The following is an 18650-nucleotide window of genomic DNA, read 5'->3' as shown; positions in this document are numbered from 1 at the left end:
CGAGACGAGCGCCGGGACGGTGCGCCGCCAGGCCCGGGCCCGTGGCTCGCCCAGCGCGCCGGCCAGCGCCCGCAGCAGCGCCTCGCCGTCGGCGGTCAGCGAGCCGCGGTCCTCGGGCACCAGGTGCGGCTCGGTGCTGCCGAAGGCGTCCCGGACCAGGTCGTCCTTGCTGCGCCAGCGCCGGTAGATCGTCGCCTTGCCCACCCCCGCGCGGCGGGCCACCTCGTCCAGCGCGCACGCGTCGAGCCCGCCCTCGCCCAGCAGCTGCAGGGCGGCGTCCAGGATGGCCACGTCCAGCGACGGGTCCCGGGGGCGGCCGACCGGCCGGGGGGCGGGCGCGGTCGGGCTGGTCACGACGGGCCTCCTGCAGGTCCGGAACGGCGTGTTCCGGAATTCTAGTCGTCCTTGCCGGTGGTCCGGAACACTCCGTCCCGTCCGGGCCAGTCATCATGACGTCCGGACGTCTTGCGATCGAGTACCTTTCGAGGGGTGAGCGCGGACACCGGACCCAAGTACCTCGCCGTCCGCGAGCACCTGCGCCGGCGGGTGCTGGAGCTCCCCGAGCACGCGCTGCTGCCCCCGGAGCCGGTCCTGTGCGCGGAGTACGGGGTCAGCCGGATCACCCTGCGCCGGGCCGTGGACGGCCTGGTGGCCGACGGGCACCTGGTCCGGGAGCAGGGCCGGGGCACCTACGTCACCCGGCCGGGCATCCGGCACGAGTACCGCGAGAGCTTCGTGCACCGCATCGCCGGGTTCCACTCCGTGATGACCGAGCAGGGCGCCCAGGTCGGTACCACGGTGCTCGGCCAGCAGGTGCTCACCGCGCCGGCCACCGTCGCCGCCGAGCTGCGCCTGGAGCCCGCCGACCAGGTCGTCGAGCTCGTCCGGCTGCGCTCGGTCGACGGCCTGCCCAACCACGTGGTCCGGTCCTTCCTGCCCGCCGAGGACTACCCGAAGGCGGCCACCGAGGACTTCGGGCACGGCTCGCTGTACGAGTTCCTGCGCCGGGAGTACGAGGCCGACCTCGCCCGCGCCCGGATCGTGGTCGACGTCGGCACCGCCGCGGCCGAGGAGGCCGAGGTGCTGCAAGTCGTGGCCGGCTCGCCGCTGCTGGTGGTGCGCACGACCGTCTTCGACGGGTTCGGCAACCCGCTGGTGCACTCGTTCTCCCGGCTGCGCCCCGACGTCAGCCAGGTGGAGTTCGAGGTGTCGGTCGGCGGCCGCTGAGCGCCAGCACCGCCGCGACGAACGCGGCTCGCCGGGCCGCCCGGTCCACCGCCTCCGGGCCCTCCCCGAGCGCGCCCGGGTCCAGGCTGGTCAGCGGGTAGCGCAGCCGGACGGCGGCGAGCACCGCCCCCTCGAGCTCGGATGCGGTGACGTCCACGCCCTCGGCCGCCAGCCCGTCGCGGTGGGCGGCGAGGGCGGCCGGGAGCAGGCGGGCGGGTTCGTCGGCGTCGGACAGACCGGCCTCGGCCCGGCCCAGCACCAGGGGGACGACGTCCCAGCCCACCGGCGCCCGGGTGCTGGTGCCCCAGTCGATCGCCACGAACTCCCCGGGTGCGTCGGCCGGGCGCAGCAGGTTCATCGGGGTCGGGTCGCCGTGCGCGGGCAGCTGCAGGCAGGCCCGGACGGCGTCGACGAGCCCGGGGAGCTCCGCGACCAAGGCGGTGAGCGCCGGCCGCAGCCCGGCGTGCGGGGCCAGCAGCGGGTGCGACCACGACTCGTCGGCCAGGATCCGCGGCACGGCCCACTGCTGGACCTGGTTCGCGACGTAGGCGGTCAGGAAGTCGCCCCCGGGGAACGCCGGGACGGGGTCGTGGCGGCGGCGGGCGGCCAGCCGGCCGAGCAGGTGCGCGGCCCGCTCGGTGTCGACCGCCGTCCAGGGCTCCGCCGTCGGCTGCGCGTCGGCCATCCACAGCGTGGCCCGGTCGTCGTCCTGGTGGTGGACGGCGACCACGTCGGGGAAGCGGAGCCCGTCCGGTACCCGGTCGCGCAGCGGGGTGCCCAGCAGGTCGATCTCCAGCCGCCAGGGGATGACGGTGTCGAGGTGGGCGACCACCTCCGGCGGGAGGAACGGGGGCAGCCCGTGCCGGGCGGCCTGCAGCGACTTCACGACCAGGCGGTGGGTCGCCCCGGCGGTCGTGGTGACGGCCACCCGGTCCAGCCGTGCGGTGGTCGGGGCGCTGATGGTGTGGGCGACCGGCTCGACCAGCACCTCCGCGACCGCGAGGCCGGGGTCCCCGGTCCACCGGGCGAGGTCTGCGGCGAGGGTGTCGAGGGGGAGCCCACCGGGGAGTGCGGTCACCGCGCACCGTCCTATGCTCGTCAAGTTGCTTGTCTTCCTCGCCGAATGGTGAAGCTGCTTGTCCGATCCTGTCAACGGTGTCCCTGTCACGGCCGTGCTGGAGCTGGTGCTGCTGCAGCTGCGCGGTGAGCTGCACGGCCTCAGCGCCGAGCGGTTCCCGGGCCTGCGGGCCCGGCACTACCGGCTGCTGTCCTTCCTGCCGCCTGAGGGGGAGCGGGTCAGCCGGCTGGTGGTCCGCAGCGGGCTGACCAAACAGGCGCTCGCCCAGGCGCTGGACCCGCTGGAGGCGGGCGGGTACGTCGAGGTCGTGCCCGACCCGGCCGACCGCCGTGCCCGCCTGGTGCGGCTGACCGACGGCGGCCGCGAGGTGGTCGGTGCGATGTCCGCGCGGCTGGCCGAGGTCGAGGCCGGCTGGGCGGGCGCCGTCGGTCCCGAGCGCTGGGCGACCGCCCGCGCGGTGCTCGCGCAGGTCGCCGTCCTACCGTCGTCGTCGTGACCACTGCCAGCGGTACCCGCCGGGTGCCCCAACGCCGGGAGGACGTCTGGCGCGCGCTGGCGGTCCTGCACCCCTACTGCGCGGTCTGCGACGTCTCCTACGTGGTGTCCGGGCCGGTCGGCACCGGGACGACGTTCGTCTGCTCGCCCGGTGAGCTCGCCGAGGGCGCCAGCCCCCGGGACGGGGCCCCGCGCGGCACCATCGTGGAGTGGCGGCCCGCCCGGGTGGTGGTCACGAAGCTCGAGCTGACGCCGGAGACCTGGACGACCCGCATCGAGCTGGCCGACGCCGGCAAGGGCGGCGCCGAGGGCACCGACGTCACGATCACCGTCACCCACGAGCCGGCCCGCGGCTCCCGGCTGGTGCGCCTCCTGCAGCGCAGCTCCCTGCAGCGGCTGGTCGAGCGGACCGTCGACGGCGAGCTGGCCAAGCTGCCCGCCCACCTGGAGCAGGCACTCGCCGACGGCTGACCAGCCGGGGAACCCTCCGCGCTCCGGGTCGTTGGTCTCGTGTGACCGCGCACGCACTGGAGTGGCAGCGGGCGGCGGCCGCCCTCATCCGGGCCATGCCCCGCCACCGCCTGGTCGGCAACGGCATGCAGGCCACCGACGCCGACGAGCTGCACGCCCGGGTCAGCGCCGGGTCCGCCTGGTCCGAGGTGGCCTCCCGGCTGGCCCGCCGGCACACCGCGGCGGCCATGGTGGCGATCGAGGCCGGTGACCGCAGGACGGCGCGCGAGCGGTTCCTGCGCGCCGCGGCCTGCTACAGCTTCGGGCAGGTCCCGCTGGAGGACGGCCCCGCCAAGCGGGTGCTCTACCGCGACCTGGTGGACGCCTTCGGCCGGGCCGGCGCGCTGCTGGACCCGCCCGCCGAGCACGTGCTCGTCCCGTGGCGGGGCCGCAGCCTGCGCGGCTGGCTGCTGCGCCCGGCCGACGTCGTCCGGCCGCCGGTGGTGATGGTGCTCGGCGGCATCGACGCCTGGCGCGAGGAGTACGCCGCCGGCGCCGAGCTGGTCCGCGACCGCGGGGTCGCGCTGTTCCTGCTGGACGCGCCGGGGCAGGGCGAGACCCGGGTGCTCGGCGGGCTGCACCTGGACCGCGACGTCCGGCTCGCGCTGTCCGCCGCCTTCGACCACGTGCTGGCCGATCCGCGCCTCGGCGACCGGGTCGCGGTGTGGGGCAACAGCATGGGCGGCCACCTCGCCGCGCTGCTGGCCGCCCAGGACCCGCGCATCGCCGCCTGCGTGGTCACCGGCGGCACCGTGCGGCCGGCCGAGACGCACACCCGCTTCCCGCGGTTCCTGGCCAAGGTGCAGGCGATGCTGGGGCTGGACCCCGAGGCCTCCCGCACGTTGATGGACGACCTGGAGCTCGACGCGGCGACCCTGGCCGGGCTGACCTGCCCGCTGCTGGTGCAGCACGGGTCGCGCGACGCGGTGTTCAAGGTGGCCAACGCCCGGCACCTGCACGACCTCGCGGGCTCGGCCGACCGCACCTGGCAGGAGTGGCCCGACGGCGACCACTGCGTGGACAACCACGCCGACGAGAAGTACCTGGCCGTGGCGCGCTGGCTGGCGCCGCGGCTCACCGGTCGCTGGTGACGGCGTCCCGGTAGTCGGGGTAGGTCGCCAGCACGTCCTCGATCTCCACCATGTCGGGGAAGTCGGGGACCTCCTGGTGCCGGCGCAGGAACACCACGGTGCGCTCCACGAGGTCGGCCTCGTCGCCGGCGTCCACGCCGAGCTGCGCCAGCGAGTCCGCGGTGACCCGGAACCAGGTCTCCACGGTCTCCTCGCCGTCGGTCAGCGTGACCACGTACTGCCCGTCGCCCTGCGGCTCGATGTCGTACTGCTCGTCGCTCATGCGCGGCGCCCTACCCGGCCGGGCGCGACCTGACTCAGAGCGTGACCGATTCCCCAGGGGCCATCCGGCGGTACTCGCCCGGGACGCCGGGACCGTTCTCGCCGAGGAAGTTCGCCCCCACCATCAGGCCGGTCTCGTTGAGCAACCCGTCGTGCACGGCCAGCGAGCGGGTGGGGGAGACCTCGCGCACGTAGTCGATCAGCTCGCCGGTCTTCGACCACGGCGCGTGCAGCGGGAGCAGCAAGGTCTCCACGGTGCCGCCCTCGGGGACGGTGAGCGCGTCGCCGGGGTGGAAGACCCGACCGTCGACGAGGAAGCCGACGTTGGCGATGCGCGGGATGTCGGGGTGGATCACCGCGTGCCACTCGCCCTGCACCGCCACGTCGAACCCGGCCGCGGTGAAGGTGTCGCCGTGGCCCACCACGTGCACCCGCGGGCCGGCGTCCAGCTGCTCGGCGACCGAGGCGTTGGTCCACACCTCCAGCGCGGGGTCGGCGTCCAGGGCCTTCTTCGTCCCCTCGACGTCCAGGTGGTCGAAGTGCTCGTGGGTGATCAGGAGCGCGCTCGCGCCGTCCCAGGCAGACTCCTCGGTGAAGGCACCGGGGTCCAGGAGCAGGCGGCGATCGCCGTCGGACAGGACGACGCAGGCGTGCCCGTGCTTGGTGAGCTGCATGGCCGCACCGTGCCACGGCATGCAGGTCCTCGCATGCGGTCCAGCGAACCCGCAGGTCGCGGCCAGGTGCTGCCAGGTGCCGGACACGCCGTACCGACCTGCAGGCCTCCCTGCTTGACGGGCAGGACATGACCAACCCGGGCGGGTGAGTTCGTGGCGGGCGTCCCTGCGGGGGGCGGGCGCGGACGCCGACGGTGGGGTCATGAGCGAACTCGTCCTGACCCTCGCCGCCGCCCAGGGCCGCACCACCGGCATCTGGCACGCCGTGGAGCTGCACCGCAGCCCGTCCGAGCTGGACGGCGCCTGCGAGGTCGCGGTGTGCGGTGCCCTCGCCCGCGTCGACGTCGACCAGACCTGGGACGGCGCCGACGAGGACAGCTGCGAGGCCTGCGCCGACCTCCTCTACTGACCCCCACCCCCCACCCCCACCCCCACCCCACCCACCTCCTTCCAACCGTCGATCGACGCTGGCTGATCACTTCGGCCGTGGAATGATCGACGACCGTCCATCGACGCCTCGCCCTTGGAGAGCGGCGAGGCGGGCGTAGTAGGCGTCTTCGATCTCCCGCCGAGCCGCGGGCGGATCGACGTGGGCCCGCCGGTGGTCGATCCGCAGGGTCGCCCAGCCGCGGGCGAGGGCGGCGCTGTCGCGGCGGCGGTCCCGCGCCCAGTTGTCCGGGCTGCGGTGGTAGGCCGCCCCGTCGAGCTCGATGCCCAGCTGCACCTCGGGCAGGGCGCCGTCCAGGTGGATGGTGCCGATGGACGTCTCCAGGGCGTACTGCAGCTGGATCGGCGGCAGCCCGGGGACGTCGAGGATGTGCGCGAGACCCCAGATCTCGAACTCGCTCTGGCACCCGCGTGCGATGAGCCCCAGCAGGTCGTCGAGCTGCCGACGGCCCGGCAACCTGGTGCGAGCCCCGAGCGCCGCGCGCAGCTGGTCGACGGTCACCCGACGACGCCGGCAGGCTCCGATCACGGCCCCGCGCGCCACCTCCACCTCGCGTGACGTCCCGCGCCCGGCGTGCGCATGGCCCCAGGCGGTCAGCAGCGCGTCGACGTCGCTGACGACCGGCAGACCCTGAGCGATCCGGCCGCTCGGTTCTGGTCCGACGTGCACCCGCAACCATGCCGGTCGGCGCGGGCCCACGTGCCGGTGCGGGCCGACGGCGACGTGCACGTGCGGGCCGGGTTCGACGACCAGGTCGGACAGGTACAGGGCGCTGCACCCGCAGAGCCGACCGCCCGACCACAGCGCCGCCGCCGCGGCCCGCGTCCGCCACGTGCCGGCCTGCTCGGGCAGCACGAGGACGCCGGGGAGGGGGCGCAGCAGACGGCCGCGGCGCACCCAACGGCTCACGCTGGCCGCGCCGGCCACGCCCACCACGTCCGCACTGCGCCGCGCGCCGTCCGCGCCGAGCAGCTCTGCCAGATCGACCGCCATGACCGCAGAGTGGGTGGGGAGGGCGCCGTGCGGTGCCGGCCAGCGCGATCTGTGGACAACCTCCGACGCTGTGGACACCCCATGCCCGTGCCCCTCGCGAGGCGTCGATCGACGCCTGCTGATCAGTTCTGCGCAGAAGTGATCAGTGAGCGTCGATGGACGGCCCCGACGGGGGGTGGGGGTGGCTAGGCGCCCCTGAACTCGGGCTTGCGCTTGGCCAGGAAGGCCTCGACGGCTTCCTGGTGGTCGTGGGTGTGGCCCAGCGCGCTCTGCAGCTCGGCCTCCTTCGCCAGGGTGGTCTCCAGGGAGTCCGTGGCCGCGGTGGCCAGGACCTCCTTGACCGCGCGGAAGGCGGCGGTGGGCCCGGCGGCCAGCTGCGCGGCCAGCGCCTGCGCGGTGCCGAGCACCTCCTCGGCCGGCACCACCCGGTGCACCATGCCCCACTCGTGCGCCTGCTCCGCGGTGAACGGCGCCGGCACCAGCAGCAGCTCCGCGGCGCGCGAGCCGCCCACGCAGTGCACCAGCCGGGAGGCCAGTGCGGAGTCGCTGCCGAGCCCGACGCCGACGAACGCGGTGGTGAACTTCGCCCCCGCCGCCGCCACCCGCAGGTCGCCGGCCAGCGCCAGGCCCAGCCCGGCGCCCGCGCACGCGCCGTTGACCGCCACCACGACCGGCACCCGCAGCGCGGCCAGCGCCAGCACCATCGGGTTGTACTCGGCCGGGACGACGTCCAGCGCAGGCCGGCCCTCGCGCAGCTCCTGCACGTGCTGGGCGAGGTCCTGGCCGACGCAGAAGGCCTTGCCGGTGCCGGTGAGCACGACGGCCCGCACGGACGCGTCGTCGGCGAGCGCCCGCAGGTGCTCGGTCAGCGACAGGCGGATGTCGTGGGTCAGCCCCGGGGCGGGCAGGGTCAGGGTGGCCACGGCCCCGTCGTCGGAACGCTGGACGGCTGTGCTGCTCATGGGACTCCGTCGTCTCCTCAGCTGTAGTCGTGGAACCCGCGGCCGGTCTTGCGGCCCAGGTCACCGGCGGCCACCTTGTCACGCAGCAGCTGCGGCGGGGCGAACCGGTCGCCCAGCTCCCGGGCCAGGTAGTCCGCGATCGCCAGCCGCACGTCCAGCCCGACGAGGTCGGTGGAGCGCAGCGGGCCCATCGGGTGCCGGTAGCCCAGCTCCATCGCGGTGTCGATCGCCTCGGCGTCGGCCACGCCCTCCTCCAGCATCCGGATCGCCTCCAGGCCGAGCAGCACGCCCAGCCGGGAGGAGGCGAACCCGGGGGAGTCGCGGACGACGATGCCGGTCTTGCCCAGCGCGTCGGCCCAGCCCAGTGCGGTGGTGACGACGTCGTCGGCGGTGTCGGCGGCCCGCACCACCTCCACCAGCTTCGACGCCGGCACCGGGTTGAAGAAGTGCATCCCGACGAACCGCTGCGGGCGCTGCAGGGCCGCGGCCAGTTCCGTCACCGACAGCGAGCTGGTGTTGGTGGCCAGCACCGCGTCCGCGCCGATCGCCCGCTCCGCCGCCGTCAGCACCTCGACCTTGAGGGCAGGCACCTCGGGCACCGCCTCGACCACCAGTTCGCAGTCGCCGGGCAGCTCGGCGGCGGTGTCGACCAGGTGCAGCCGGGCAGCGGCGTCCTCGACGGACCCCTCGAGCTTGCCCCGGCGCGCGGCCTCCTCGAGCCCGGCCACGATGCGGTCCTGGGCGGCCTGGGCGGCGGAGTCCCCGGCCTCCACCACGTGCACCGACGCCCCGGTGCCCAGCAGCACCTGGGCGATCCCGCCGCCCATCCGGCCACCGCCGACGACCCCGACCGTGCGCGGCATCAGACCCGCTCCACCAGCATGGACACGCCCTGGCCGACCCCGACGCACAGGGTGGCCAGGCCGCGGCGCCCGCCCTCGCGCTCCAGCCGGCCGACCAGGGTGACCAGGATCCGGGCGCCGGAGCAGCCCAGCGGGTGACCCAGGGCGATCGCGCCGCCGTCGGCGTTGGTGATCTCCTCGTCGATGCCCAGCCGGCGCAGCACGCCCAGGGACTGCGCGGCGAAGGCCTCGTTGAGCTCGACGGCGTCCAGGTCGCCGACCGACCAGCCGGCCTTGGCCAGCGCCTTCTCCGTCGCCGGCACCGGGCCCAGGCCCATCACGTTCGGCGCGACGCCGGCCGAGGCGGAGACCACGATGCGGGCGCGGGGGGTGAGGCCGTGCCGCTGCACGGCCTCGGCGGAGGCCAGCACCAGGGCGGCGGCGCCGTCCGAGAGCGGGGAGCTGTTGCCGGCGGTGACGATGCCCCCGGCGCGGAAGACCGGCTTGAGCTTGCCCAGGGACTCCATCGAGGACCCCGGGCGCGGGCCCTCGTCGCGGGAGACGGTGACCGTCTCCTTCCTGCCCGCCACCTCGACCGGCACGATCTCGGCGTCGAACCGGCCCGCCTCGGCGGCGGCGACCGCGCGGGTGTGGCTGCGGACGGCGAAGGCGTCGCACTCGTCGCGGGTCAGCCCGTCGAGGGCGGCGATCTCCTCGGCGGTCTCGCCCATCGACAGCGTGACCTTGCGGGTGCGGGGGTCCTCGGGGTGCTCGACGCCGCGGTCGTGGGCGGTGAAGACGGGGTTGGTGAACCGCCAGCCCAGCGAGGTGTCCACGACCTCGCCGGGGCGGGCCCAGGGGGTGCCGGGCTTGGCCATCACCCACGGCGCACGGGTCATCGACTCCACGCCACCGGCGATCGCCAGGTCCAGCTCGCCGGCCCGGATGGCCGCGGCCGCCGACGCGGTGGCGGTCAGCCCGGAGGCGCACAGCCGGTTGGTGGTGAAGCCGGGGACGGTGTCGGGCAGCCCGGCCAGCAGCACGGCCATCCGGGCGACGTCCCGGTTGTCCTCGCCGGCCTGGTTGGCCGCGCCGAGCACGACCTCCTCGACGGCGTCGGCGGGGGCACCGGAGCGGCGCAGCGCCTCGCCGACCACGAGCGCGGCCAGGTCGTCGGGCCGGACGCCGGCCAGCGCGCCGCCGTACTTGCCCTGCGGTGTGCGGACGCCGTCGACCAGGAACACCTCATTACCGACCATCTGGTCAGGAAAGCGGACGGCGGGCACCCCGGCAAGTCCCGGCTCCCACCCAGTGGTCGCCGAGTCTTCATTTGACTCGTTCAAGATTGCGGGGCAGGGTGTCGGTCGTGCGGTCACCGGAGCTGGAGCAGGCCCTGCGGGGCGTCGCGCTCCGGGTCACCCGGCCCCGCCTCGCCGTCCTCGCCGCCCTGCGCGGGCACGCCCACGCCACCACCGACGAGGTGCTGCGGGCGGTCCGCGACCAGCACCCCGAGGTCTCCCACCAGGCCGTCTACGACGTGCTGCGCGCGCTGACCGCCACCGGGCTCGTCCGCCGGATCGAGCCGCAGGGCTCGGTCGCCCGCTACGAGGTCCGGGTGGGGGACAACCACCACCACCTGGTCTGCCGCGCCTGCGGCGCCATCGCCGACGTCGACTGCTCGGTCGGCGCGGCCCCCTGTCTGACCCCGTCCGAGGACCACGGCTTCGTCGTCGACGAGGCCGAGGTCATCTACTGGGGTCTGTGCCGCGCGTGCAGCGCGGCACCCTCCGTCCTGCCCACCCTCGACAGCCCAGCAGAGAGAGGCACGCGATGAGCGAGCACGACACCACCGGGGTCGACAAGACCCAGGACAAGGCCCAGACCGCCAGCACCAGCGAGAGCGAGAACCCGGCGATCAAGTCGCCGGAGCCGGTGCACGGCGGCCGCCCCCGCACCGAGCAGGACTGGTGGCCCAACCAGGTCGACCTGCGCGTGCTCGACCGCTCCACCCCCGAGGCCGACCCCTACGGCCCCGACTTCGACTACGCGGCCGAGTTCGCGAAGCTCGACGTCGAGGCGCTCAAGCGCGACGTCGCCGAGGTCATGCACACCTCGCAGGAGTGGTGGCCGGCCGACTGGGGCCACTACGGCCCGCTGTTCATCCGGATGTCCTGGCACGCCGCCGGTACCTACCGCAGCGCCGACGGCCGCGGTGGCGGCGGCGAGGGCGGGCAGCGCTTCGCCCCGCTCAACAGCTGGCCGGACAACGCCAACCTGGACAAGGCCCGCCGCCTGCTGCTGCCGATCAAGCAGAAGTACGGCCGGAAGATCTCCTGGGCCGACCTGCTGGTGCTGGCCGGCAACGTCGCGCACGACGACATGGGCCTGAAGACCTTCGGGTTCGCCTTCGGCCGCAAGGACCAGTGGAAGCCCAGCGAGGTCTTCTGGGGCCCCGAGGACACCTGGCTCGGCGACGAGCGCTACGCCGACGCCGACACCCCGCTCGACCTGGACGAGGGCCACCTGGCCGCGGTCACCATGGGCCTGATCTACGTCAACCCCGAGGGCCCGCAGGGCAAGCCCGACCCGGTCGCCTCCGCGCACGACATCCGGGTCACCTTCAGCCGGATGGGCATGAACGACGAGGAGACCGTCGCCCTCATCGCCGGTGGCCACACCTTCGGCAAGACCCACGGCGCCGGGAACCCCGAGCTCGTGGGCCCCGAGCCCAACGGCTGCCCGGTGCACGGCAACGGGCTGGGCTGGAAGAGCCAGTACGGCACCGGCAAGGGCGCCGACACCATCACCAGCGGCCTCGAGGGCGCCTGGACCCCGACGCCCACGCAGTGGGACAACAGCTACTTCGAGATGCTGTTCTCCTACGACTGGGACCTCGGCGAGAGCCCGGCCGGCGCCAAGCAGTGGCACCCGACCAACCCCGAGGCGCAGGACCTGGTCCCCGACGCGCACGTCGAGGGCAAGAAGAACCCGCCGATGATGGCCACGACCGACATGGCCCTCGTCAAGGACCCGGGCTTCCGCGAGATCTCGGAGCGGTTCTACAAGGACCCGGCCTCCTTCGCCGACGCCTACGCCCGCGCCTGGTTCAAGCTCCTGCACCGGGACATGGGTCCGCGCAGCCGCTACCTGGGCCCCGACGTCCCGGCCGAGGAGCTCGTCTGGCAGGACCCGGTCCCGGCCGTCGACCACGAGCTGGTGGGCGAGGCGGAGATCGCCGACCTGAAGCAGCGGCTGCTGGCCGCCGGCCCGTCGGTGCCCCAGCTGGTGCACCTGGCATGGTCGGCTGCGGCGTCCTACCGCGACACCGACAAGCGCGGTGGCGCCAACGGCGGCCGCATCCGTCTGCAGCCGCAGATCGGCTGGGCGGCCAACGCCGGCGTCGCCGACGTCGTCCCGGCGATCGAGCAGGTCAAGGCCGACTTCGAGGCCGAGACCGGGAAGCGTGTCTCCTTCGCCGACCTGGTGGTGCTCGCCGGCACCGCCGCCGTCGAGAAGGCCGCCGCCGACGCGGGCGTCCCGGTGACCGTGGGCTTCACCCCCGGCCGCACCGACGCCACCCAGGAGCAGACCGACCCGGACAACATGAAGTGGCTCGAGCCCCGGGCCGACGGGTTCCGCAGCTACCTGCTGCCCGGCAGCAAGCTGCAGCCCGAGCAGCTGCTGGTGGACAAGGCCTTCACCCTGGGCCTGACCGCGAAGGAGATGACCGTGCTGGTCGGCGGTCTGCGGGTGCTGGGCGCCAACACCGGTGGCGTGCAGCACGGCGTGTTCACCGACCGGGTGGGCGTGCTGAGCCAGGACTTTTTCCGGACGATCCTGGACCTCGGCATCGACTGGCGGACCTCGCGCGACACCGAGGACGTCTACGAGGGCCTGGGCGCCGACGGCTCCGTGGCGTACACCGCCACCGCCGCCGACCTGGTGTTCAACTCCAACGCCATCCTGCGCGGGATCGTCGAGGTCTACTCCTCCGACGACGCCGCCGAGCAGTTCGTCCAGGACTTCGCCAAGGCCTGGACGAAGGTCATGGACAACGACCGGTTCGAGGTCACGGCCTGACCTGAGCTCAGCGGGGCCCCAGGAGGTTCCCAGGCAACTGGGAACTCCCTGGGGCCCCTGGTCGTACCCGCTGCAGCCGTCCTAAGGTATGCCTGCCCTCACCGCCCGGTGGGGCACTCGTCCGTCGGGAGGCTGCCGTGGGTGCGCTGTTCTTCCCCAGCTACCTGATCGGCCTGCGCGAGGGCCTGGAGATGGTCCTCGTCGTCAGCGTGCTGGTCGCCTACCTGGTCAAGACCGGACGCCGGCAGCACCTGGTCCCGGTGTGGGCCGGCGTCGGCGCCGCCGTGGTCATCTCCGTCGGGTTCGGCGCGGTGCTGTCCTACGTGTCCTCCACCGTGCTCGGCGGCCCGGGCCAGGAGCTGTTCGACGCGATCACCTCCGTCGTCGCGGTCGCCCTGGTCACCTGGATGATCTTCTGGATGCGGCGCACCGCGCGGCAGCTGTCCGGCCAGCTGCGCGGGCGGCTGGACGACGCCGTGGGCCTGGGTCTGGGAGCCGTCGTCGGCATCGCCTTCGCCTCCGTGGTCCGCGAGGGCCTGGAGACCACCCTGCTGTTCTTCGCCTCCGCCCAGGGCGCGGTCAGCGCCACCCCGCTGGTCGGCCTGGCTGCGGGCCTGGCCAGCGCCGTCGTCCTCGGTGTGCTGCTCTACGCCGGCGCCGTCCGGATCAACCTGTCGACGTTCTTCACCGTCAGCGGCGTGCTGCTGGTGTTCGTCGCCGCCGGCATCTTCAAGTACGGCATCCACGACTTCCAGGAGGCCGGCGTCCTGCCCGGCCTGACCACCTACGCCTACGACGCCTCGTCCTGGCTGCAGCCGGGCAGCTGGTGGGGCGCGGTCCTGGACGGCGTGTTCCACATCTCGGCCCAGCCGTCGGTGCTCGAGGTGGTGGCCTACCTGGCCTACCTCGTGCCGGTGCTGGTGCTCTTCCTCGTCCCCGGCCGCGCCGCGCGGCCCACCCCGACCCCCGCGAAGACCACGGAGACCGTCGATGCGCACGCGTAGGACCCCCCTCGTCGCGGCCGGGGCCGCCGCCCTCACCCTGCTGGCCGCCTGCGGCGGCGGGTCGGGCACGGGCGCGGACGCCGCCGGGGACGCCTCCGACGACATCGCCGTCACCGCCTCGGACTCCGCCTGCGAGGTCGGCGCCACCTCCCTCGAGGCCGGGACCCACCAGTTCACGGTGACCAACACCGGTTCCTCGGTCACCGAGTTCTACGTCTACGCCGAGGGCGACCGGATCATGGGCGAGGTCGAGAACATCGCCCCCGGCGTGGCCCGCTCCCTGCTGGTCGAGCTGCCGGCGGGGGAGTACCAGACGGCCTGCAAGCCGGGCATGACCGGCGACGGCATCCGCAACGCGCTCACCGTGACCGGGGAGTCCCAGCAGCTGTCCGACGACGAGCAGCTGCAGGCCGCGGTCACCGACTACACGCGCTACGTGGGCAGCCAGGTCACCGCCCTGCAGGAGCAGACCCAGGCCTTCACCGACGCGGTCGAGGCCGGCGACGTCGCCGGCGCCCAGGCGCTCTACCCGGTCGCGCGCACCTACTGGGAGCGGATCGAGCCGGTCGCGGAGAGCTTCGGCGACCTCGACCCGCGGGTCGACGCCCGGGAGAACGACGTCGCCGAGGGCGAGACCTGGACCGGCTTCCACGTGCTCGAGCGCGACCTCTGGGTCACCGGTGACCTCTCGCGGTCCGGACCCGTCGCCGACCAGCTGGTCGCCGACATCCAGGAGCTGGCCACGCAGGTGCAGGACCTGCAGCTGCAGCCCCTCGACCTGGCCAACGGCGCCCTGGCCCTGCTCGACGAGATCGCCAGCGGCAAGGTCACCGGCGAGGAGGAGCGGTACTCCCACACCGACCTCTGGGACTTCCAGGCCAACCTCGACGGCTCCCAGGCCGCCGTGCAGGCGCTGCGCCCGGCCATTGCCGAGGCCGACCCCGACCTCGCCGCTGCGCTGGACGACGCCTTCGCCGCCACCCAGGCCGAGCTCGCGCAGTACGCCAGCGGCGACGGCTTCGTGCTCTACACCGCGCTGACCCCCGAGCAGGTCCAGGGCCTGTCGGACTCGCTCAACGCCCTCGCCGCGCAGGTCAGCCAGGTGCCGGCCGTCGTCGCGGGCTGATGGGCGGGATCCGGGCGCAGGGCGGGGTGCAGAGGGGACAGTGGGTGGCGTGAAGCTCTCCCGCCGCGACTTCTTCGGGGCCGCCGGCGTCGGGGCGGCGGGTGTCGTCGCCCTCGGTGCCGGCGGCATCGCCAGCAGCCGGGCCGCCGCCCCCGCGGCCGACCCGGGGACGACGGCCGCCTCCGACGCGGTCGAGTTCCACGGGGCGCACCAGGCCGGCATCACCACCCCGGCCCAGGACCGGCTGCACTTCGTCGCCTTCGACGTCATCACCGACGACCGGGCGGCGCTGGTCCGCATGCTGCAGCAGTGGACCCAGGCCGCCCGCCGGATGACCCGGGGCCAGGACGCCGGGCCGGTCGGCGCCGTGGCCGGCAGCGAGTACGCCCCGCCGGACGACACCGGCGAGGCCATGGGGCTGCCCCCGGCCGGGCTGACGCTGACGATCGGCTTCGGGCCCACGCTGTTCACCGCGGCCGACGGGACGGACCGGTTCGGCATCGCCGACCGTCGCCCCCAGGAGCTGGTCGAGCTGCCCGCCTTCCCCGGCGACGAGCTCGACCCGGCGATCGGCGGCGGCGACCTGTGCATCCAGGCCTGCGCGAACGACCCGCAGGTCGCCGTGCACGCGGTGCGCAACCTGGCCCGGATCGGCCAGGGGCTGGTCGGCGTCCGCTGGTCGCAGCTCGGTTTCGGCCGGACGTCGTCGACGACGACGGACCAGGCCACCCCGCGCAACCTGTTCGGGTTCAAGGACGGCACCGACAACCTCAAGGCCGAGCAGACCGCCACCCTGGACCGCTTCGTCTGGGTCGAGGACCCCGGCTCCTGGATGGACGGCGGCTCCTACCTCGTCAGCCGCCGCATCCGGATGCTCGTCGAGGTGTGGGACCGGCAAGGCCTGCGCGACCAGGAGCAGACCATCGGCCGCACCAAGGGCACCGGTGCGCCCCTGGGCCAGCAGGCCGAGTTCGACCCGGTGGACCTGTCCGCGCTGCCGGCCACCTCGCACGTCTCGCTGGCGCACCCCACGAACGCCGGGACGGCGATCCTGCGGCGCGGCTACAGCTTCGTCGACGGCTCCGACGGCCTGGGCCGCCTCGACGCCGGGCTGTTCTTCCTCTGCTACCAGTCCGACCCGGCCACCGGGTTCGTGCAGGTGCAGCGCAACCTGCGGACCGACACGCTGAACGAGTACGTGCAGCACACGTCGTCGGCGGTGTTCGCCTGCCCGCCGGGCCTGTCCGGCGAGGACGACTGGTGGGGCTCGGGCCTGTTCGGCTGAGCGACCCGGTCCTGGAGGGTGCAGCATGGTCCGGGTGTCGCAGCCCCGGGTCCTCGCCGATCGGTACGAGCTGCGCTCGCTGATCGCCACCGGGGGCATGGGCCAGGTCTGGCGGGCGCACGACCGGCGGCTGTCCCGGCCGGTCGCGGTCAAGGTGCTGCGCAACGAGTACGCCGGCGACCCGGAGTTCCTGGCCCGCTTCCGCGCCGAGGCCCGGCACGCCGCGCTGCTGGGCCACCGCAACGTCACCGCGGTCTTCGACTACGGCGAGACCGGTTCCGACGGCGAGGAGCACCTGGCCTGGCTGGTGATGGAGCTGGTGCCCGGTGAGTCCCTGGCCGCGGTGCGCCGCCGCCTGGGCGCGCTGCCCCCGGAGCAGGTGCTGGAGGTCGTCGCCCAGGCCGGCGCCGGGCTGTGCGCCGCCCACGAGGCCGGCATCGTGCACCGGGACGTCAAGCCCGGGAACCTGCTGCTGCGCCCGGACGGGTCGGTCGCCGTCACCGACTTCGGGATCGCCTGGTCGGCGGAGAGCGTCGCGCTGACCCGCACCGGCCAGGTGATCGGGACGGCGCACTACCTGTCCCCGGAGCAGGCGCGGGGGCGTCCGGCGACCCCGGCCAGCGACGTGTACGCGCTGGGCATGGTGGCCTACGAGCTGCTGGCGGGTCGGCGGGCCTTCGACGGCGAGAGCTCGGTGGCGGTGGCGCTGCAGCAGCTGCACGACGACCCCGACCCGCTGCCGGCCGCGGTGCCCGGTCCGGTGCGCGACCTGGTCGCCGCGATGCTGGTCAAGGACGCCGCCGGGCGGCTGGCCGACGGCGACGCGGTGGTGGCCGCCGCCGACCGCGCCCGCCGGGCCCTCGGCGAGGACGAGCCCACCGAGCTGATCGACCTCGTCCCGCCGGCCGCCACGCAGATGCTCTCCCCCGAGGACGGCCCCGGGACCGGGACCACCGCCGCCCCCGCCGTGGCGCCCACCCACCGGCGGCTGCTGGTCGCCGCGGTCGCGGCCGCCCTGCTGCTGGTGGGCGGCGCCACCGCGCTGCTGGTCGGCCTCGGCGGGGCCGCCGCCCCCGCCGAGGCCGGGTCCACCCCGAGCTCCACGTCGGCCACCCCCGACCCGATCACGCTCGACGCGGCCGCCTACACCGGCCGGCCGGTGGCCGAGGTGGTCGCCGAGCTGACCGCGCTGGGGCTGTCGGTCACCACCGACGAGGTCGCCGGCGACGGCTCGACCGCCGGGCTGGTGACCGGCGTCGACCCGGCCGGCACCCCGCTGCAGCCCGGCGCCGCGGTGACCGTGTCCTACGGCTCGGCGGCACCGACCACCGGACCCACGACGCAGCCCACGACCGAGGCACCCACCCAGGTCCCGGCGACCACCCAGCCACCCGCCACCGTCGTCACCACCCAGGCCCCCGCGCCGACGCAGGCCCCGCCCACCCAGGCCGCGCCGGCGCCCGGGAACGGGGGGCCGGGGAACGCTGGCGGCCCCGGCGGCGGGGGACCGGGCAACGGGAACGGCAATGGCAACGGCAACGGGAACGGGCGGGGGAACGGCAAGCCCTGACGCCGTCCTGACCTGGGGTTCTGGGCCCGCGGCGCGATCGCTGCCAGGATGGGGCGCGTGCACGAGCTGGAGACCCGCGTCCTGGGCGACCGCTACGAGCTCCGGTCGGTCATCGCCACCGGCGGCATGGGCCGGGTGTGGCGGGCCCACGACCAGCGGCTGAGCCGCCCGGTGGCGGTCAAGCTGCTGCGCGGCGAGTACGCCGGCGACCCCGAGTTCATCGCCCGCTTCCGCGCCGAGGCGCGGCACACCGCGCTGCTGCGCGACGAGCACGTCGCGGCCGTCTACGACTACGGCGAGACCGGGGTGGACGGCGAGCAGCTGGCCTGGCTGGTCATGGAGCTCGTCGAGGGCGAGCCGCTCTCGGCCCTGCGCAAGCGCGAGGGCGCCCTGGACGCCGACCGGGTCGTCGACCTCCTCCGCCAGGCCGCCTCGGGCCTGGCCGCCGCGCACGCCGCCGGCGTCGTGCACCGCGACGTCAAGCCCGGCAACCTGCTGGTCCGCCCCGACGGCAGCCTGGCCATCACCGACTTCGGCATCGCCTGGTCGGCCGCCAGCGTCTCGCTGACCGGCACCGGCGAGGTCATCGGCACCGCGCACTACCTGTCCCCGGAGCAGGCGCAGGGCAGGCAGGCCACCGCGGCCAGCGACGTCTACGCCCTGGGCATGGTGGCCTACGAGCTGCTGACCGGCCGCCGCGCCTGGCCCGGCGACAGCCCGGTCGCCGTCGTCCTGCAGCAGATCCACGACGACCCCGAACCACTGCCCGGCACCGTGCCCGCGGGGGTCCGGCAGCTGGTCGACGCGATGCTCGTCAAGGACCCCGCCGACCGGCTGGCCGACGGTGCCGCCGTGCTGGCCGAGGTCGAGCGGCTGGTCGAGCGCGGGCTCGGGCCCGCGACGGTGAAGCTGGCGCCGACCCGGCACCGGCGCGCGGCCACCCCGCCTCCCCGTCGCCGCCGCGTGCTGCTGCCCGCTGCCGCCGCCGTGGGCCTGGCCGGCGT

General features: G+C 74.8%; 20 protein-coding genes. 12 read left to right on the top strand and 8 right to left on the bottom strand.

What is annotated here, in order from left to right; translation table 11 throughout:
- Nucleotides 1-354: helix-turn-helix domain-containing protein (locus tag NH342_RS16180; RefSeq protein ID WP_253016191.1), on the bottom strand; the 354-nt coding region annotated here is incomplete at its 3' end.
- Nucleotides 355-489: 135 nt separating this feature from the next.
- Between NH342_RS16180 and NH342_RS16175 the strand changes: the two genes are divergently transcribed.
- The gene (locus NH342_RS16175) at nt 490-1227 is read left to right on the top strand and encodes a GntR family transcriptional regulator (RefSeq protein ID WP_253016190.1); all 738 of its coding nucleotides are present in this window, start codon (nt 490-492) and stop codon (nt 1225-1227) included.
- Here NH342_RS16175 and NH342_RS16170 read toward each other — a convergent pair.
- Nucleotides 1187-2305, bottom strand: coding sequence for a hypothetical protein (locus NH342_RS16170; RefSeq protein ID WP_253016189.1), 1119 nt, complete (start codon nt 2303-2305; stop codon nt 1187-1189). The genes NH342_RS16175 and NH342_RS16170 overlap by 41 nt on opposite strands.
- Nucleotides 2306-2399: 94 nt before the next feature.
- Between NH342_RS16170 and NH342_RS16165 the strand changes: the two genes are divergently transcribed.
- From NH342_RS16165 to NH342_RS16155, 3 genes are read left to right on the top strand one after another with little or no spacing between them, the layout of a single operon-like run.
- Nucleotides 2400-2801, top strand: a complete 402-nt coding sequence (locus NH342_RS16165; protein ID WP_253016188.1) for a MarR family winged helix-turn-helix transcriptional regulator — start codon at nt 2400-2402, stop codon at nt 2799-2801.
- A complete protein-coding gene (locus tag NH342_RS16160) occupies nt 2798-3271 on the top strand; it encodes an SRPBCC family protein (RefSeq protein WP_253016187.1) in 474 nt (157 codons plus the stop codon). The genes NH342_RS16165 and NH342_RS16160 overlap by 4 nt, the downstream gene beginning before the upstream one ends.
- Before the next feature lie 41 nt (nt 3272-3312).
- Nucleotides 3313-4401, top strand: coding sequence for a S9 family peptidase (locus NH342_RS16155; protein WP_253016185.1), 1089 nt, complete (start codon nt 3313-3315; stop codon nt 4399-4401).
- On the opposite strand, the gene NH342_RS16150 is transcribed toward NH342_RS16155, so the two are convergent.
- Both NH342_RS16150 and NH342_RS16145 read right to left on the bottom strand, forming a co-directional pair.
- On the bottom strand, nt 4385-4663 hold the full coding sequence (locus NH342_RS16150) for a hypothetical protein (RefSeq protein WP_253016183.1): 279 nt from the start codon (nt 4661-4663) through the stop codon (nt 4385-4387). The two genes, NH342_RS16155 and NH342_RS16150, sit on opposite strands and share 17 nt — an antisense overlap.
- A gap of 34 nt (nt 4664-4697) precedes the next feature.
- Nucleotides 4698-5336 (bottom strand): MBL fold metallo-hydrolase, encoded by a 639-nt coding sequence (locus NH342_RS16145; RefSeq protein WP_253016181.1) that lies wholly within the window; start codon nt 5334-5336, stop codon nt 4698-4700.
- Nucleotides 5337-5538: 202 nt separating this feature from the next.
- Here NH342_RS16145 and NH342_RS16140 point away from each other — a divergent pair, with 202 nt between their 5' ends.
- Nucleotides 5539-5745 carry a hypothetical protein gene (locus NH342_RS16140; RefSeq protein WP_253016179.1) on the top strand — a complete coding sequence of 69 codons (207 nt, stop codon included), beginning with the start codon at nt 5539-5541 and terminating at the stop codon, nt 5743-5745.
- Nucleotides 5746-5811: 66 nt separating this feature from the next.
- Here NH342_RS16140 and NH342_RS16135 read toward each other — a convergent pair whose 3' ends face one another.
- The 4 genes from NH342_RS16135 to NH342_RS16120 all read right to left on the bottom strand — a co-directional run bounded on the left by NH342_RS16135 (nt 5812) and on the right by NH342_RS16120 (nt 9840).
- On the bottom strand, nt 5812-6777 hold the full coding sequence (locus NH342_RS16135) for a hypothetical protein (RefSeq protein WP_253016177.1): 966 nt from the start codon (nt 6775-6777) through the stop codon (nt 5812-5814).
- A gap of 185 nt (nt 6778-6962) precedes the next feature.
- On the bottom strand, nt 6963-7739 hold the full coding sequence (locus NH342_RS16130) for an enoyl-CoA hydratase-related protein (protein WP_253016175.1): 777 nt from the start codon (nt 7737-7739) through the stop codon (nt 6963-6965).
- A 17-nt stretch (nt 7740-7756) separates the two neighbouring features.
- Nucleotides 7757-8602: a 3-hydroxyacyl-CoA dehydrogenase family protein gene (locus NH342_RS16125; protein ID WP_253016173.1), complete on the bottom strand. Its 846-nt coding sequence runs from the start codon at nt 8600-8602 to the stop codon at nt 7757-7759.
- A complete protein-coding gene (locus NH342_RS16120) occupies nt 8602-9840 on the bottom strand; it encodes a thiolase family protein (protein ID WP_253016171.1) in 1239 nt (412 codons plus the stop codon). Before NH342_RS16120 ends, NH342_RS16125 begins: the two co-directional genes overlap by 1 nt.
- Before the next feature lie 107 nt (nt 9841-9947).
- Between NH342_RS16120 and NH342_RS16115 the strand changes: the two genes are divergently transcribed.
- The 7 genes from NH342_RS16115 to NH342_RS16085 all read left to right on the top strand — a co-directional run.
- A complete protein-coding gene (locus tag NH342_RS16115) occupies nt 9948-10415 on the top strand; it encodes a Fur family transcriptional regulator (protein ID WP_308200681.1) in 468 nt (155 codons plus the stop codon).
- On the top strand, nt 10412-12661 hold the full coding sequence (gene katG, locus NH342_RS16110) for a catalase/peroxidase HPI (protein WP_253016167.1): 2250 nt from the start codon (nt 10412-10414) through the stop codon (nt 12659-12661). The genes NH342_RS16115 and katG overlap by 4 nt, the downstream gene beginning before the upstream one ends.
- Nucleotides 12662-12798: 137 nt before the next feature.
- Nucleotides 12799-13665, top strand: a complete 867-nt coding sequence (gene efeU, locus NH342_RS16105) for an iron uptake transporter permease EfeU (RefSeq protein ID WP_253016165.1) — start codon at nt 12799-12801, stop codon at nt 13663-13665.
- On the top strand, nt 13652-14791 hold the full coding sequence (efeO, locus tag NH342_RS16100; RefSeq protein ID WP_253016163.1) for an iron uptake system protein EfeO: 1140 nt from the start codon (nt 13652-13654) through the stop codon (nt 14789-14791). The genes efeU and efeO overlap by 14 nt, the downstream gene beginning before the upstream one ends.
- A gap of 49 nt (nt 14792-14840) precedes the next feature.
- Nucleotides 14841-16076 carry an iron uptake transporter deferrochelatase/peroxidase subunit gene (efeB, locus tag NH342_RS16095; RefSeq protein WP_253016160.1) on the top strand — a complete coding sequence of 412 codons (1236 nt, stop codon included), beginning with the start codon at nt 14841-14843 and terminating at the stop codon, nt 16074-16076.
- 34 nt (nt 16077-16110) lie between these two features.
- Nucleotides 16111-17646 (top strand): protein kinase, encoded by a 1536-nt coding sequence (locus NH342_RS16090; protein WP_374209457.1) that lies wholly within the window; start codon nt 16111-16113, stop codon nt 17644-17646.
- Nucleotides 17647-17703: 57 nt separating this feature from the next.
- The coding region (locus NH342_RS16085; protein ID WP_253016155.1) for a serine/threonine-protein kinase at nt 17704-18650 on the top strand (947 nt) is incomplete at its 3' end.

This window comes from Klenkia sp. PcliD-1-E (genome assembly GCF_024124375.1).
GTDB lineage: Bacteria > Actinomycetota > Actinomycetes > Mycobacteriales > Geodermatophilaceae > Klenkia.
Note: the sequence above shows the minus strand (reverse complement) of the source record. Positions and strands in the feature narration are given on the sequence as shown.

What these genes read in the sequence shown, in the direction of transcription:
- NH342_RS16150 (WP_253016183.1), bottom strand. Translation starts at nt 4,663, where the DNA reads ATGAGCGACGAGCAGTACGACATCGAGCCGCAGGGCGACGGGCAGTAC.
- NH342_RS16145 (WP_253016181.1), bottom strand. Translation starts at nt 5,336, where the DNA reads ATGCAGCTCACCAAGCACGGGCACGCCTGCGTCGTCCTGTCCGACGGC.
- NH342_RS16140 (WP_253016179.1), top strand. Translation starts at nt 5,539, where the DNA reads ATGAGCGAACTCGTCCTGACCCTCGCCGCCGCCCAGGGCCGCACCACC.
- NH342_RS16135 (WP_253016177.1), bottom strand. Translation starts at nt 6,777, where the DNA reads ATGGCGGTCGATCTGGCAGAGCTGCTCGGCGCGGACGGCGCGCGGCGC.
- NH342_RS16130 (WP_253016175.1), bottom strand. Translation starts at nt 7,739, where the DNA reads ATGAGCAGCACAGCCGTCCAGCGTTCCGACGACGGGGCCGTGGCCACC.
- NH342_RS16125 (WP_253016173.1), bottom strand. Translation starts at nt 8,602, where the DNA reads ATGCCGCGCACGGTCGGGGTCGTCGGCGGTGGCCGGATGGGCGGCGGG.
- NH342_RS16120 (WP_253016171.1), bottom strand. Translation starts at nt 9,840, where the DNA reads ATGGTCGGTAATGAGGTGTTCCTGGTCGACGGCGTCCGCACACCGCAG.
- katG (WP_253016167.1), top strand. Translation starts at nt 10,412, where the DNA reads ATGAGCGAGCACGACACCACCGGGGTCGACAAGACCCAGGACAAGGCC.
- efeO (WP_253016163.1), top strand. Translation starts at nt 13,652, where the DNA reads ATGCGCACGCGTAGGACCCCCCTCGTCGCGGCCGGGGCCGCCGCCCTC.